14 protein-coding genes are annotated in these 14,560 nt (G+C 73.6%); 6 read left to right on the top strand and 8 right to left on the bottom strand.

Annotation, left to right across the window (positions count from 1 at the left end):
- Nucleotides 1-32 precede the first annotated feature (32 nt).
- From E1289_RS19660 to E1289_RS19645, 4 genes are read left to right on the top strand one after another with little or no spacing between them, the layout of a single operon-like run.
- Nucleotides 33-938, top strand: a complete 906-nt coding sequence (locus E1289_RS19660) for an ABC transporter ATP-binding protein (RefSeq protein ID WP_131982192.1) — start codon at nucleotides 33-35, stop codon at nucleotides 936-938.
- A gap of 1 nt (nucleotide 939) precedes the next feature.
- Complete coding sequence (locus tag E1289_RS19655) at nucleotides 940-1,680, top strand: ABC transporter permease (RefSeq protein WP_131982190.1); 741 nt, start codon at nucleotides 940-942, stop codon at nucleotides 1,678-1,680.
- 14 nt (nucleotides 1,681-1,694) lie between these two features.
- Complete coding sequence (locus E1289_RS19650) at nucleotides 1,695-2,852, top strand: sensor histidine kinase (protein ID WP_131982188.1); 1,158 nt, start codon at nucleotides 1,695-1,697, stop codon at nucleotides 2,850-2,852.
- A gap of 6 nt (nucleotides 2,853-2,858) precedes the next feature.
- Nucleotides 2,859-3,485, top strand: coding sequence for a response regulator transcription factor (locus E1289_RS19645; protein WP_131982186.1), 627 nt, complete (start codon nucleotides 2,859-2,861; stop codon nucleotides 3,483-3,485).
- A gap of 115 nt (nucleotides 3,486-3,600) precedes the next feature.
- Here E1289_RS19645 and menD read toward each other — a convergent pair whose 3' ends face one another.
- The 3 genes from menD to E1289_RS19630 all read right to left on the bottom strand — a co-directional run bounded on the left by menD (nucleotide 3,601) and on the right by E1289_RS19630 (nucleotide 7,185).
- On the bottom strand, nucleotides 3,601-5,268 hold the full coding sequence (menD, locus tag E1289_RS19640; protein ID WP_131982184.1) for a 2-succinyl-5-enolpyruvyl-6-hydroxy-3-cyclohexene-1-carboxylic-acid synthase: 1,668 nt from the start codon (nucleotides 5,266-5,268) through the stop codon (nucleotides 3,601-3,603).
- Nucleotides 5,265-6,218 carry an o-succinylbenzoate synthase gene (locus E1289_RS19635; protein WP_131982198.1) on the bottom strand — a complete coding sequence of 318 codons (954 nt, stop codon included), beginning with the start codon at nucleotides 6,216-6,218 and terminating at the stop codon, nucleotides 5,265-5,267. The genes menD and E1289_RS19635 overlap by 4 nt, the downstream gene beginning before the upstream one ends.
- Nucleotides 6,219-6,285: 67 nt before the next feature.
- Nucleotides 6,286-7,185: a 1,4-dihydroxy-2-naphthoyl-CoA synthase gene (locus tag E1289_RS19630; RefSeq protein WP_131982196.1), complete on the bottom strand. Its 900-nt coding sequence runs from the start codon at nucleotides 7,183-7,185 to the stop codon at nucleotides 6,286-6,288.
- Between the two features lie 122 nt (nucleotides 7,186-7,307).
- Here E1289_RS19630 and E1289_RS19625 point away from each other — a divergent pair, with 122 nt between their 5' ends.
- Nucleotides 7,308-8,477, top strand: a complete 1,170-nt coding sequence (locus E1289_RS19625) for an AMP-binding protein (protein WP_207929040.1) — start codon at nucleotides 7,308-7,310, stop codon at nucleotides 8,475-8,477.
- A 232-nt stretch (nucleotides 8,478-8,709) separates the two neighbouring features.
- Nucleotides 8,710-10,101, top strand: coding sequence for an RNA polymerase sigma factor (locus E1289_RS19620; RefSeq protein WP_131982180.1), 1,392 nt, complete (start codon nucleotides 8,710-8,712; stop codon nucleotides 10,099-10,101).
- An 81-nt stretch (nucleotides 10,102-10,182) separates the two neighbouring features.
- Here the strand turns inward: E1289_RS19620 and E1289_RS19615 are convergent, their stop codons facing one another.
- From E1289_RS19615 to nirD, 5 genes are all read right to left on the bottom strand, one after another.
- Nucleotides 10,183-11,085, bottom strand: a complete 903-nt coding sequence (locus tag E1289_RS19615; RefSeq protein WP_243712969.1) for an ABC transporter permease — start codon at nucleotides 11,083-11,085, stop codon at nucleotides 10,183-10,185.
- Between the two features lie 2 nt (nucleotides 11,086-11,087).
- Nucleotides 11,088-12,071 (bottom strand): ATP-binding cassette domain-containing protein, encoded by a 984-nt coding sequence (locus E1289_RS19610; RefSeq protein WP_131982176.1) that lies wholly within the window; start codon nucleotides 12,069-12,071, stop codon nucleotides 11,088-11,090.
- Between the two features lie 66 nt (nucleotides 12,072-12,137).
- On the bottom strand, nucleotides 12,138-12,920 hold the full coding sequence (locus tag E1289_RS19605) for a CbiX/SirB N-terminal domain-containing protein (RefSeq protein ID WP_131982174.1): 783 nt from the start codon (nucleotides 12,918-12,920) through the stop codon (nucleotides 12,138-12,140).
- Entirely contained in the window at nucleotides 12,913-14,130 is a 1,218-nt protein-coding gene (locus E1289_RS19600; RefSeq protein WP_131982172.1) for a uroporphyrinogen-III synthase, read from the bottom strand. The genes E1289_RS19605 and E1289_RS19600 overlap by 8 nt, the downstream gene beginning before the upstream one ends.
- A complete protein-coding gene (gene nirD, locus E1289_RS19595) occupies nucleotides 14,114-14,518 on the bottom strand; it encodes a nitrite reductase small subunit NirD (protein ID WP_131982170.1) in 405 nt (134 codons plus the stop codon). Before nirD ends, E1289_RS19600 begins: the two co-directional genes overlap by 17 nt.
- Between the last annotated feature and the right edge of the window lie 42 nt (nucleotides 14,519-14,560).

Here is a 14,560-nt window from a genome sequence, read left to right as displayed (position 1 = left end):
GCCACCGCACCGCCCCGCGCCACCCTCGAACCATGCCGATCATCGAGGTCAACGGCCTGCGCAAAACCTACGGCGCACACACCGCCGTCGACGACGTCACCTTCACCGTCGAAGAAGGCGAGATCTTCGGAATCCTCGGCCCCAACGGCGCCGGCAAGACCACCGCCGTCGAATGCCTCGAAGGACTCCGCCGCCCCGACACCGGAACCATCCGCGTCGCCGGCCTCGACCCCACCACCGACCGCGACGCACTCACCACGATCCTCGGCGTCCAACTCCAGGAAAGCGAACTCCAGGAAAAACTCACCGTCCGCGAAGCCCTGGAACTCTACAGCGCCTTCTACCCCACCCCCGCGGACTGGCGCGAACTCGCCGGACGCCTCGGCCTCACCACCAAACTCACCACCCGCTTCGGCCGGCTCTCCGGCGGCCAGAAACAGCGCCTCTTCATCGCCCTCGCCCTCATCGGCCGCCCCCGGATCGTCGTCCTCGACGAACTCACCACCGGCCTGGACCCCCGCGCCCGCCGCGCCACCTGGAAACTCATCGAAGAGATCCGCGACTCCGGCGTCACCGTCGTCCTCGTCACCCACTTCATGGAAGAGGCACAACGCCTCTGCGACCGCATCGCCGTCTTCAAACAGGGCCGCATCGCCGCCCTCGACACCCCCGCCGGCCTCATCGGCCGCAGCGCCGGCGACACCGTGATCACATTCACCCCCTCCCGTCCCCTCGACCACGACGACCTCGCCCACCTCCCCGACGCCCGCACCATCGAACGCCGCGACGGCCGCATCACCATCCACGGCGGCGACACCACCGTCAACGCCGTCATCACCCTCCTCGCCCGCCACCGCATCACCGCACACCAACTACGCGTCACCGACTCCACCCTCGACGACGCCTTCCTCGAACTCACCGAAGACCAGGAGAACTGACGTGTCCGCCCCCACCGCCGTCCTCAAAGCCGAACTCCGGCTCTTCCTCCGCGAACCCTTCAGCCTCTTCTGGATCGTCCTCTTCCCCACCGTCCTGCTCACGATCCTCGGCCTCATCCCCTCCTTCCGCGAACCCAGCCCCGACCTCGGCGGAAACCGCGTCATCGACCTGTACGTCCCCGTCAGCGTCCTCCTCGCCACGATCATGGCCGGGCTCATGGCACTGCCACCCGTCCTGTCCGGCTACCGCGAACGCGGCATCCTGCGCCGCATGTCCACCACACCCGTCCGCCCCGCCGCCCTGCTCACCGCCCAGATCACCCTGCACTTCGCCGCCGCCCTCCTCTCCGCGCTCCTCGCCATCGCCACCGGACGGCTCGCCTTCGGCGTGGACCTGCCCGGCCACCCGCCCGGCTACCTCCTCGCCCTCCTGCTCGCCGCCCTCAGCGCCCTCGCCCTGGGCTCCGCCGTCACCGCCGTCACCCCCACCGCCAAGGCCACCAACGTCGCCGGCACGATCGTCTTCTTCCCGATGATGTTCCTCGCCGGCGTCTGGGTCCCCGTCCAGGCCATGCCCGAACTCCTGCAGCGCATCGTCGAGTACTTCCCCTTCGGCGCCGCGTCCCAGGCGCTCAACCAGGCCACCGAAGGCGGCTGGCCCGCATCGGCCCACCTCGGCGTCACCGCCGCCTGGGCCGCCCTCCTCATCGCCGGCGCCATCCGCTGGTTCCGCTGGGAATAGGCGAAACTTAGCCAATGGCCACCATCCAGGAGCAGTGGGAACGGTTCTACCGCTGGGGACCGTTCGGCCTGCTGACCCTCGGCACCCTCCTGGCCCTGCTCATCCGGGAACTCGTCATGACGCCCGCGCAAGAGCGGGCCGCCGCGACCCTCCTCATCACCGTCCTGGCCCTCCAGACCCTCCACCTCACCGAGAAGGTCCCCGGCCACGTCTACTACTGGACCCGCACCGGCCTGGCCTTCACCCTCTCCTGGCTCAACCCCTTCTTCTGCATCTACGCCGTCCTCGGATACTTCGACTCCCAGCGCTACCTGACCGGCCGCTGGGCGATGACCGGACTTCTCATCACGGCGGTCACCATGTCCGGCGCCCAGGCGGGCGGCCTCCCACCCGAGAACCCCACCCAGGCCGCCGCCGTCGGCGGCCTCTTCGTCCTGAACTGCGGCCTCATCCTCATCTTCGGCCGCATGGCCGAAAGAGAGGAGCAGCAGAGCCGCCTCCAGGCCGAGACCATCGACGAACTCGAACGCACCAACGCCCGCCTCGAACAGGCCCTCGCCGAGAACGCCGGCCTGCAGGCCCAGCTCCTCGTCCAGGCACGGGAGGCCGGCATCGGCGACGAACGCCGCCGCCTCGCCGCCGAGATCCACGACACCATCGCCCAGGGCCTCACCGGCATCATCACCCAGCTCCAGGCCGCCGAGGACAGCGAACACGTCCGCCGCGCCACGGCCCTCGCCCGCGAGAGCCTCCGCGAAGCCCGCCGCTCCGTCCAGGACCTCGCCCCCACCCACCTGGAACACGACATGCTCCCCGAAGCCCTCAAGAAGATCACCGACGGCAAGGCCCACCTCACCGTCACCGGAACCGCCGAACCCCTCCACGGCGAACTCGAAGCCACCCTCCTGCGCATCGCCCAGGAGGCCCTCACCAACGCCGAACGCCACGCCCGCGCCGACCGCATCGGCGTGACGCTGTCCTACATGGACGACGAGGTCACCCTCGACGTCCGCGACGACGGCCGCGGCTTCACCCGGCCCTCCTCCGGCTTCGGCCTGACCGCCATGCGCGAGCGCGCCGAACGCGTCGCCGGCACCTTGGAGATCGAATCCGAACCCGGCCGCGGCACCGCCGTCTCCGCCCGGGTACCGCTGATCCGCCAGTACCGTTGACCCGCCATGCCTGACATCACCCTGCTGATCGTCGACGACCACCCCGTCGTCCGGGACGGCCTGCGCGGCATGTTCGCCGCCGCCGGCGGCTTCGAGGTCCTCGGCGAGGCCGCGGACGGCCGCCAGGCCGTCGCCCTCGCCGAGGAGCTGCGCCCCGACGTCGTCCTCATGGACCTCCGGATGCCCGGCGGGGACGGCGTCGAGGCCATCACCGAGATCAGCCGCCGCGGCCTCCCCTGCCGGATCCTCGTCCTCACCACCTACGACACCGACACCGACACGATCCCCGCGATCGAGGCCGGCGCCACCGGCTACCTCCTTAAGGACGCACCCCGCGACGACCTCTTCAACGCCGTCCGCGCCGCCGCACAGGGCCGCTCCGTCCTGTCACCGGCCATCGCCTCGCGGCTGGTCTCCCGCGTGCGCGCCCCCCGCAGCGACACCCTGAGCACCCGGGAACTGGAGGTGCTGCGCCTGGTCTCCCGCGGCACCAGCAACCGCGAGATCGCCGGTGAGCTGTTCATCAGCGAGGCCACCGTCAAGACCCACCTCACCCACATCTACGCGAAGCTCGACGTCAACGACCGAGCCGCCGCGGTGGCCACCGCCTACGACAGGCACCTCTTGCCCTAGCTGCTGGTGTTGTTTGGGGTTAGGAATGGGAGGCACACCGCCCGGTGCCTTTACATTGTAATTTGAAAGGTGAAGCAAAGCTGGGCAGGGAGCCGGCGCAGCGGGCCGGGCTCGGCTAGGGCAGGACGGTGCGGACGGCGGCGTGGGCGGCCTTGCGCATCTCGGCGTGCAGCACCGCGTTCGCCTCCCGGCCGGTGCGCGCCTCCACGATCCGCAGCCCCTCCCCCACCAGCGCCTTCGGCACGTCCGCGGCGGCCTCCAGCCGCCGGTACGGTACGCCGTGCGCGGCGGCCACCGACTCCAGGTCCACCTGGTGCGGGGTGCCGAAGACCCGCTCGAACGGATCCGCCAGCGCCGCCTGCGGCAGCAGCGAGAAGATCCCGCCGCCCTGGTTGTTGACCACGACGATCGTCAGGTCGGGCCGCCGGTCCCGCGGGCCGAGGATCAACCCGTTCTGGTCGTGCAGGAAAGCCAGGTCGCCCAGCAGCGCGAACGAACGGCCGCTGTGCGCCAGCGCCGCGCCCAGCGCCGTCGACACCAGCCCGTCGATCCCGCTCGCGCCCCGGTTGGCCATGATCCGGATACCGCGCCGCGGACGCATCACCTGGTCCAGGTCGCGGATCGGCATGCTCGCGGCCGCGAGCAGCAGCGACCCGCCCGGCAGCGCCGCCACCAGGTCACGCGCCAGCCGCGGCTCGCTCACCTCCGGCACCGCGTCCAGGACCTCGTCGACCGCCGCCGCGGCGGCCCGGTCCGCGGCGCGCCACGACCTCAGCCACGCGTCGTCGCCCGACACCACCGGGATCTCCACCTCCGGCGCCACCTGCGTCGCCGACCGCACCGGATCGGGCCAGTGCCCCAGGTCGGGCGCCAGGACGATGTGCTCCTCCGCGCGGCGCAGCAGCGACAGCAGCGGACGAGACAGGCCCGGCTTGCCCAGCGTCACCACCACCTCCGGACGGTGCCGCTCCACGAACTCCGGCACACCCAGCAGGAAATGATGCGCAGACAACGCGTGATCGCCGTAACGGGCGTTGCCCTGCGGCTCGGCGAGCACGGGCCACCCCGCCATCGACGCCGCCGCCACGTACCGCTTGACGTTGGACGCCCCGTCCCCCACCACCAGCACGCCCCGCCGCGTCGGCGGAACGTGCAGCACCGACCCGGGCGTCGCCGGACGCACCCTCGTCCACGCGCCCGTCGCGTCACCGTCGAGCGGCTCGCACCACGACTCGTCACCGTCGGGGATCAGCGGCTCCCGGAACGCCGCGTTCAGATGCACCGGACCCGGCGACGGCGCCTGCGCCAGCCCCCACGCGCGGCTCACCAGCGACCGCCAGTACGCCACCATGCCGGGACGGTTCTCCGGCACCCCGATCTCGGAGGACCACCGCACCGCCGTCCCGTACAGCTTCACCTGGTCGATCGTCTGGTTCGCGCCGGTGTCGCGCAGCTCCGGCGGGCGATCCGCGGTGAGCACGATCAGCGGCACGCCCGACTCGTGCGCCTCGATCACCGCCGGGTGGAAGTTCGCCGCCGCCGTCCCCGACGTGCACACCAGCGCCACCGGCCGCCCCGACCGCTTGGCGATGCCGAGCCCGAGGAACGACGCCGACCGCTCGTCGATCCGCACGTGCAGCCGCAGCCGCCCCGCCTCCGCGGCGGCGTGCAGCGCCAGCGCCAGCGGCGCCGACCGCGACCCCGGCGCCACCACCGCGTCGGTCATCCCGCAGCGCTGCAGCTCGTCCACCAGGACGGTCGCGAGCGCGGTCGCCGGGTTCACGGCGCCGCCCCGATCACCTCGGGGCCGCCCAGGTGCTGCTGCGCCCCCGCGACCCGGCCGCGCCACCGCGGCTCGTCGGGCACCTCCCAGCGGCGCAGCGCCTCCTCGTCCAGCGGGGGACGCCGCACCGCGATCTCCCCCGCCACCGGCACCAGCGGATCGGCGACCACATCGCCCTTGAGCAGCGACAGCGTCCCCAGCCCGCACGCGTACGGCAGGTCCGGCAGCGCCGCGGCCAGCGCCACGCCCGCCGCCAGCCCCACCGACGTCTCCACCGCGCTGGACACCACCACCGGCAGCCCGCACGCCTCGGCGACCCGCAGCGCCGCCGCGACCCCGCCCAGCGGCTGCACCTTCAGCACCGCCACGTCGGCGGCGCCCGCCGCCCGCACCTTCAGCGGGTCCTCGGCGCGGCGGATCGACTCGTCCGCGGCGATCGGCACGTCCACCCGCCGCCGCACCAGCGCCAGCTCCTCCAGCGTCGCGCAGGGCTGCTCGACGTACTCCAGCTCCCACCGGTCCAGCGTGCGGATCATGCGGGCCGCGTGGTCGACGTCCCAGCCGCCGTTGACGTCCACCCGCACCTGCCCGTCCGGGCCGATCGCGTCGCGGACGGCCTCCACCCGCGCGAGGTCGTCGGCGTCGGACTGGCCGCGCTCGGCGACCTTGACCTTCGCGGTGCGGCAGCCGGACTCCTTCGTCAGCGCGAACGCCCGCTCCGGGCCGACCGCCGGGATCGTCACGTTCACCGGGACGGTGTCGCGGACGGGCGCCGGCCAGCCGTCGCGGGCGGCCTCCCGGGCGGCGGCGAGCCAGCGGGCGCACTCGGCCGGGCCGTACTCGGGGAACGGCGAGAACTCCCCCCATCCGGCGGGGCCGCCTACCAGGACGCCCTCCCGCCGCGTGAGACCGCGGAACCGCGTCCGCATCGGGATGGAGAAGACCCGCACCCGCCCGACCCCCCTGACCTGCGACACCGAATCACGGTATTCCGGATCACACCGCGCGTTCGGACATTTAGTAGTACCACGGGTAGCGCGACCAGTCGGGATCGCGCTTCTCCAGGAACGAGTCCCGGCCCTCGGCGGCCTCGTCGGTCCCGTACGCCAGCCGCGTCGCCTCCCCGGCGAACACCTGCTGGCCCACCAGGCCGTCGTCGATCAGGTTGAACGCGTACTTCAGCATCCGCTGCGCCGTCGGGCTCTTGCCGTTGACCTTGCGCGCCCACTCCAGCGCCGTCGCCTCCAGCTCGGCGTGCGGGACGACGGCGTTGACCATGCCCATCCGGTGCGCCGCCTCGGCGTCGTAGGTGTCGCCCAGGAAGAAGATCTCGCGGGCGAACTTCTGCCCCACCTGCCGCGCCAGGTACGCCGACCCGAAACCGCCGTCGAAGCTCGCCACGTCCGCGTCGGTCTGCTTGAACCGCGCGTGCTCCCGGCTCGCGATCGTGAGATCGCACACCACGTGCAGGCTGTGCCCGCCGCCCGCGGCCCAGCCGGGCACCACGCAGACGACGACCTTGCCCATGAAGCGGATCAGCCGCTGCACCTCCAGGATGTGCAGCCGCCCGGCCCGCGCCGGGTCGATCGTCTCCGAGGTCTCCCCCTCGGCGTAGCGGTAGCCGTCCTTGCCGCGGATCCGCTGGTCGCCGCCCGAGCAGAACGACCACACGCCGTCCTTCGGCGACGGCCCGTTGCCCGTCAGCAGCACGCACCCCACGTCGCTCGACATCCGCGCGTGGTCCAGCGCCCGGTACAGCTCGTCCACCGTGTGGGGACGGAACGCGTTGCGCACCTCGGGACGGTTGAACGCCACCCGGACCGTGCCCTGGTCCACGGCCCGGTGGTAGGTGATGTCGGTGAAACCGAACCCCTCGACCTCTTTCCACGCGTCCGCGTCGAACAGCTCCGAGACCATTTCCTCCACGTCTTCCTCTCCCCTGGGGGCGACCGCGCCGGCGGGGTCCGCGGGCCGCGGGTCCCATTCAACCCGCCCGGGATTCGAACGCGTTCAGCGGGGTCGTCTACCCTGATGAGATCATGGATCGCCCGCTGCACGCCGCCGTTCTGCCGTCCGGGCCCCGCCTGCTGCGCGCCCTCGCGGACGCCCTCGACGGCGGCCCGGCGATCTGCCCCCTTTCCCCCGATCTGCCGAGGCCCGCGTTCCACGGCCTGCTGGACGCCCTGGCCCCCGACGCGATCGAGACGCCGGACGGACTCGTCCGGCACACCCCCCGCGGCGGGCACGCGCCCGTCGCGGACGGCACCGCCGTGCTGATCGCCACCTCCGGCTCCACGGGCACGCCCAAGTTCGTGGAGCTGCCGGGCACCGCGCTGCGGCACTCCGCCGCCGGCACCCTCACCCGCATCGGCGCCGCGCCCGGCGACCGGTGGCTGTGCTGCGTCCCCACCAGCCACATCTCCGGCGTCCAGGTCCTCGTCCGCTCCCTCGTCGCCGGGAGCGACCCGGTCATCACGCCGCGCTTCGACCCCGCCGCCGTCGCCCGCGCGGAGGGCGCCCACGTCTCGCTGGTGCCGACGCAGCTGCGCCGCCTGCTGGACGCCGGGACCGACCTGTCGCGCACCGGCGCGATCGTCCTCGGCGGCGCCGCCGCCGCGCCCGGGCTGCTCGCCGAGGCCCGCGCCCGCGGCGCCCGGATCTTCACCACCTACGGGATGAGCGAGACCAGCGGGGGCTGCGTCTACGACGGGACCCCGCTGCCCGGGATGCGCGTCGCGGTCGGGGACGACGGGCGGATCCGCCTGGCGGGCCCGTCCCTGTTCACCGGCTACCGGCTGCGGCCCGCCGACACCGCCGCCGCCATGGACGGCGAGTGGTTCGTCACCAACGACCTGGGCGCCCTGGAGGAGGGCCGGCTCCGGGTCCGCGGCAGGGTCGACGACGTGATCAACACCGGCGGGGAGAAGGTCGTGGCGGGCGAGGTCGCCGCCGCCCTGTCCCGCCACCCGGCGGTCCGCGACGTGGTGGTGGTCGGGCGTCCCGACCCCGAATGGGGCGAGCGCGTCACCGCCGTCGTGGTCCCCTCCCCCGGCGCGCCCGCACCGCCGGGCCTCCGCGAGCTGCGGGCCCTCGTCCGCGAGACGATGCCCGCGTACGCGGCGCCCCACGAGCTGGAACTGGTGGAGGCCATCCCTTTGCTGGCGTCTGGGAAGCCCGACCGCGCGCGCCTCGTTACCCCTATATCCTGACAACACACCGGCCCCGGGCCTTTACGTAGTAAGGTACGGCCGGATGACGCCGGACAGTGTGAACGCCCCTGTGCGGGTATCACGGCGTCTTGGATCGCTCCCCCGCGGACCGCCGCTCCCCGACGGCGCCGGGAACAAGAACCCGGCCGTGCGACGTTCCGTTAAGTGCGTGCGCCACCAGGTATCGACAATCCGCGCCGCACTCACACACCGAAGGGAGAGGGGTGTCCCCATGCCGCGAAGCGCCGTCGAGACCCCGCTCACGGAGTCGGCGGGCCCCGCGCTCGACGACCTCCTCCAGCGTGGCCGTGCCCAAGGGCGCCTCTCACTCGACGAAGTGAGGGGGGCCTTCGAGACCGCCGGCATCAGCCCCGCGCAGGGCCGTTCCATCCTGCGCGAGCTGTCCGAGGCCGGCATCAACCTCGCCGGCGAGTCCGACGCCGTCCGCAAGATGGCCGCGGCCGCCGACCACAACGGAGGGGACCCCGCCCAGGCCGCATCCGGCACCGTGAAATCCGGCGTGAGCTCCGGCACTGTGAAATCCGCCACGGTGAGGTCGGGCACCGCCAAGCGCGCCCCCCGGAAGACGGGCGCCAAGGCGGCCGGTGAGCGCGTGAGCGCGAGCACCACCGGGGGCGCCGCAGCCGACGAGGGCTTCGAGGTCACCGAGGTCGAGGCCGCGGAGCCCGAGACCACGGACCTGGACGACCACTCCACCACGATGGGCGACTCGGTCCACACCTACCTCAAGGCCATCGGGCGCCGCCAGCTGCTCACCGCCGAGCAGGAGGTCGACCTCGCCAAGCGGATCGAGGCCGGCCTGTACGCCGAGCACAAGCTGGAGACCGGGGACCACTCCCCCGGCATGCGCGCCGACCTGGAGTGGGTCGCCGCGGACGGCCGCCGCGCCAAGGCGCACATGCTGGAGGCCAACCTCCGGCTCGTGGTGTCGGTCGCCAAGAAGTACTCCGACCGGGGCCTGTCCCTGCTGGACGTCGTCCAGGAGGGCAACCTCGGCCTGATCCGCGCGGTCGAGAAGTTCGACTACTCCAAGGGCTACAAGTTCTCCACGTACGCGATGTGGTGGATCCGGCAGGCCATACAGCGCGGCTTCGCCGACTCGGCCCGCACCATCCGGCTGCCCGTCCACGTCCTGGAGATGCTGAGCAAGCTCAGCCGCGTCGAGCGCGACATGCACCAGCGGCTCGGCCGCGAGCCCACCCCGGAGGAGCTGGCCACCGAGCTGGACCGGAGCCCCGAGCAGATCCGCGAGCTGCTGCGCACCAGCCGCCAGCCGATCAGCCTGGACTCCACCATCGGCGAGGACGGCGAGACCCGCATCGGCGACCTCATCGAGGACACCGACAGCCCCGAGGCGTCCGAGCTGGTCGACCGGCAGCTGATGGCCGACCAGCTGCGCCGGACGCTGGACATCCTCTCCCCCCGCGAGGCCAAGATCATGGCGATGCGGTTCGGGCTGTACGACGGGACGCCCCGCACCCTGGACGAGATCGGCAAGGCCCTCGGGCTGACCCGCGAGCGGATCCGCCAGTTGGAGAAGGAGTCGCTGTCGAAGCTGCGGCACCCCAGCAACGCACGCCCCCTGCTGGACTTCGCCGTCTGACCCGGCACGACACGGACGACCGGAGGGCCCGCCGAACCGGATGAGGTTCGGCGGGCCCTCCGCCGTCCGGCGGCGACGGGATCAGTCCGTGTGGCGGAACTGCAGGATCGCCACCCCGAGCAGCCCGGCGCCGATGCCCGCGACGAGGAGGAGCTCCAGCCAGACCGGGACGAGCCACCCGTTCCACGTCACCCCCGAGCTGAAGGTCCGCTGCAGCTCGGGCGACAGGTCCAGGCGGGAGAACACCGCCCGGCGCATCGGGTCCACGGCGTAGGTGAGCGGGTTCAGCTTGGTGAGGATGCTCAGCCACGCCGGCAGGCCGTTCAGCGGATACAGGGCGCCCGACAGGAACATCATCGGCAGCATCGCCATCTGCATCAGGGCGAAGAACGACTGCATCTGCGTGATCCGGGCGGCCATCATCACGCCGAAGCCGGTCAGCGCGAACGCCCCGAGGAACATCATCCCCATCAGCTGGGCCAGCAGCACCGGGTCGTAGGGCACGCCGGCGAGGCCCGCGAGCGCCACTATCACCACGCCCTGCAGCGTCGCGACCAGCGCGCCGCCGATGCACTTGCCGATGACGATCGAGCTGCGGCTCACCGGGGCGACGAGCATCTCGCGCAGGAAACCGAACTCGCGGTCCCACACGATCGACCCCGCGGAGAACATCGCGGTGAACATCACCGACATCGCGCACACGCCGGGGAAGATGAACGTCCGCAGGTCGACGCCGCCGTCCGCTCCCCCGGTGGCCATGAGGTTGGCCAGCCCGGTGCCCATGACCAGCAGCCACAGGACCGGCTGGACCAGCCCGGAGACCATCCGCAGCTTGTCGCGCCAGAACCGCAGCAGCTCCCGGTGCAGGACGATCTTCACCGCGCGCAGGTCCTGCCGCAGGCCCGGCTCGGGCACCCGGACCCGGACGACGTCGGCGACCGGACCGGCCCGCCCGCCGGGGCTCGCACCGGAGGAACTCGGCACGGTCATCTCCTCATCGCGCGCATCGTCATGCGGTTGCGGTCGCCCGCCCCGGCCTCGGCGTCCCGGATCGTCGTGCCGGTGAAGGACATGAACACGTCGTCCAGGGACGGGCGGGACACGTGCACCGACCGGATCGGCACGCCCAGTTCCGCGAACAGGCGCGGGACGAACTCCTCACCGGCCGCCACCGAGAACGTCACGGCGCCCTCGGACACCACGGCCGGCAGGCCGAACCGCTTCTCCAGCGCGGCGATCGCGGCCTCGTCGTCGGAGGTCTGGATGCGTATCCGGTCCTCGCCGATGCCGGCCTTGAGCGACTCGGGGGTGTCCAGCGCGACGATCGTCCCCGAGTCCATGATGGCGATCCGGTCGCAGAACTCGGCCTCGTCCATGTAATGGGTGGTCATGAAGATCGTGATCTCTTCGGCGTCCTTGAGCTGGCGGATGTAGTCCCAGATCGACGCCCGGGTCTGCGGGTCCAGGCCGACGGTCGGCTCGTCCAGGAACAGCACGCGCGGGGAGTGCAGCAGCCCGCGGGCGATCTCCAGGCGCCGCTTCATGCCGCCGGAGTAGTTCTGCACCAGGTCGCCGCGCCGGTCCCACAGCCCGACCATCTCCAGCACCTGCCGCATGCGCTCGCCCACGACCGGCCGCGGCACCCCGTACAGCTCGGCGTGGAAGCGCAGGTTCTGCTCGCCCGACAGGTAGCCGTCGAGGGTCGTGTCCTGGAACACCAGGCCGATGTTGCGGCGGACGGCGTCGCGCTCGCGGACCACGTCGTGCCCGGCCACCAGCGCGCGGCCACCGCTGGGCCGCAGCAGCGTGCAGAGCATGTTGATCGTGGTGGACTTGCCCGCGCCGTTCGGGCCGAGGAAACCGAAGATCTCCCCCGGGCGCACGGTGAACTCGATCCCGCGCACGGCCTCCACGTCGCCGAACCTCTTGCTCAGGCCGTCGACCTCGACGGCCGGTTCCCCGTCCGGCATGGGCCTCCCCTCCGGGTTGGAGCATACGCCCCATTCTCCGGCATCCCCGGGGAGGGCCAGGCAGGGTCAGGACACCGCGGCGGCGGCCGCCAGCCGCGCCCGGGCCTCGTCGTAGCGGCGCAGGACGAGGCGGGCCGCGGCCGGGTGCGCGCCGATCGGCGGGGTGACGGCATCGGCGCCGCACGCCGCGATCCGGTCGTGGAAGCGGCCGGGGGCCAGCAGGTAGGACGCCACGGCGACGCGTCCCGCGCCCGCGCGGCGCAGCCCGGCGACCACCGCGTCCAGCGGCGGCCCGCCCGCGGCGACGAACCCGTGCGGGACGCGCCGGCGCAGCCGACGTGCGAGCAGCCGCGCCGCCGCCCGCACGTCGGCGATGCCCGCCGGGTCGGCGGACCCCGCCGCGCCGAGGACCACGGTGTCCGCCGGGCGCAGCGGGAGCACGGGGTGCGGCGGCCCCGCCGCCGCACCGCCCGCCGCGGCGGGCGGGCCGGCGAGCAGGTCGGCGAGCGCACCGGCGAGCAGGGCGTCCGGGCCGAGCGGCCGGGCGGTCACCGCCCCCGGCAGGAGCCGCCCCGCCCGTTCCGGGACGTCGACCAGCGCGTGGTAGCCGCGCGCCAGCAGCAGCGGCACCACGACCACCGGGGCCCCGTGCCCGCCCAGCCGGGCCGCCGCGTCCTCCAGCGACGGCGCCGACAGCTCGCCGTAGGACTCGGCGACCCGCAGGCCCGGCCGCAGGGCCCGGACCAGGGCGAGCAGGTCCCGGACGGCGGCGGGCCCCGCCGGGTCCCGGGTGCCGTGCGCGACGGCCAGCAGCGCGGGCGCCGGCGGGCGGGCGCGGCGGTCAGCCACCGGCGCCCGCCGCGAGCCGGTCCGCAAGGCGCGGGTCGCACGCCAGCCGGTAGCCGCGCTTGACGACGGTCTCCACGATCCCGGGCCGTCCCAGGCCCCGGCGCAGCCGCGCCACGGCCATCTCCACCGCGTGCTCGTCGGCCTGCGGGCGGGCCTCCCGCAGGCGCGCCTCCCGCGTCCACCCGTCCCTGGCCGCCGCGCCGCCGGGGACGAGGCGGCCCGGCAGCACGCCGCACAGCTCCGCCCGCGACACCACGTGCCCGGGACGCCGCGCGAGCGCCCGCAGGATCGCCATCGGCGCCGGCGCGATCGGCCGCAACTGCCCGTCCAGGACGACGGCGTGCCCGCGCAGCTCCAGGGAGAACCCGCGCACCGACAGCCGGCGCGACCTGCGGCGCGGCAGCTCCGACACCAGGGTCCGCACGAGCGCGCCGAGCCTGGCCCGCTCCGGCTGGACGGTCGGGACACCGCGCCCGGTCAGCGCCCGGCCGGTCACCGGCCCGACGCACGCCGCCACCACCTGGGAGCGCATGGCGTCCAGCAGCGGCTCCTCCAGCCCGTCCTCGGCGGCGACGGCGAGCGTCGCGGCCACCGCGGCGGCGCTGGTGAACGTGACCGCGTCGACCGTGCCCGCCACGGCCTGCCCGACGAGCCGGCGCAGCGGCGTGGGATCCTCGGTCCGCGACCACCGGTACACCGGGAGCTCGATGACCTCGGCGCCCGCGGCGCGCAGCGCCCCGGTCAGCTCCGGCTCCCGTTCCCCGTACAGCTGCACGGCCACCCGCGCGCCGGTCAGGTCCTCCCGCAGCAGGTGCCGGATCACCTCGGCGCACTCCTCCGACTCCGGCGACCAGCTCTCCCGCAGGCCCGCCGAGCGGATCGCGCCGCGCGCCTTGGGGCCGCGCGCCACGATCCCCGTCTCGGCCAGCCGGGCGGTGACGGCGTCGCGCATCCCCCACCCGTCGGCCGCCTCCAGCCAGGCGCGGAAACCGATCCCGGTCGTGACGACGACGTGGTCCAGGGGGCCTTCGGCGCATGCCCGGGTGGCCTCCAGCAGCTCGGCGTCGTCGGCGAGCGGGACGAGGCGGATGGCGGGGGCGAGCACGACCCGGGCGCCGCGCCGTTCCAGGAGCGTGGCGAGCTCCTCGTGGCGGCGGGCCGCGGTCACGCCGACGGCGAACCCGGCCAGCGGCTCATTGCCGGTGCTCATCGGGGAGCGCCACCTCCACCCGGTCGCCGGCGCGGCGGACCGGGAAGGCCGGGACGGCCACCCTCGGATCGTCCAGGCACACCCCGGTCCGCAGGTCGAACACCTGCTTGTACATGGGGGACGCGACGGTCGGCGCGCCGTCGCGGGTGCCGAGGATCCCCCGCGACAGCACGTGGGCGCCGCTGAAGGGGTCGAGGTTCGACAGCGCGTACACGGCGCCGTCGAAGGTGCGGAAGACCGCCACCTGCGTCCCGTCGACCATCGCGCACGCGCCGCGCTCGGGGGTCAGCCCGGCGTAGGAGCAGATGTCGGACCAGCGGAGCCCGGGCCCGGCGGCGGGCCGGACGGCCGGGCCCCTCGTGATCGTCGCTTCGGGTGTCGTGGTCATCGCGCGGCAACCTCCTGGCGGGTCATGGTCACCGGCGCCCCG

The organism is Actinomadura sp. 6K520, assembly GCF_004349245.1.
Classification (GTDB): domain Bacteria; phylum Actinomycetota; class Actinomycetes; order Streptosporangiales; family Streptosporangiaceae; genus Spirillospora.
This window is presented reverse-complemented; position numbering and strand designations above follow the sequence as displayed.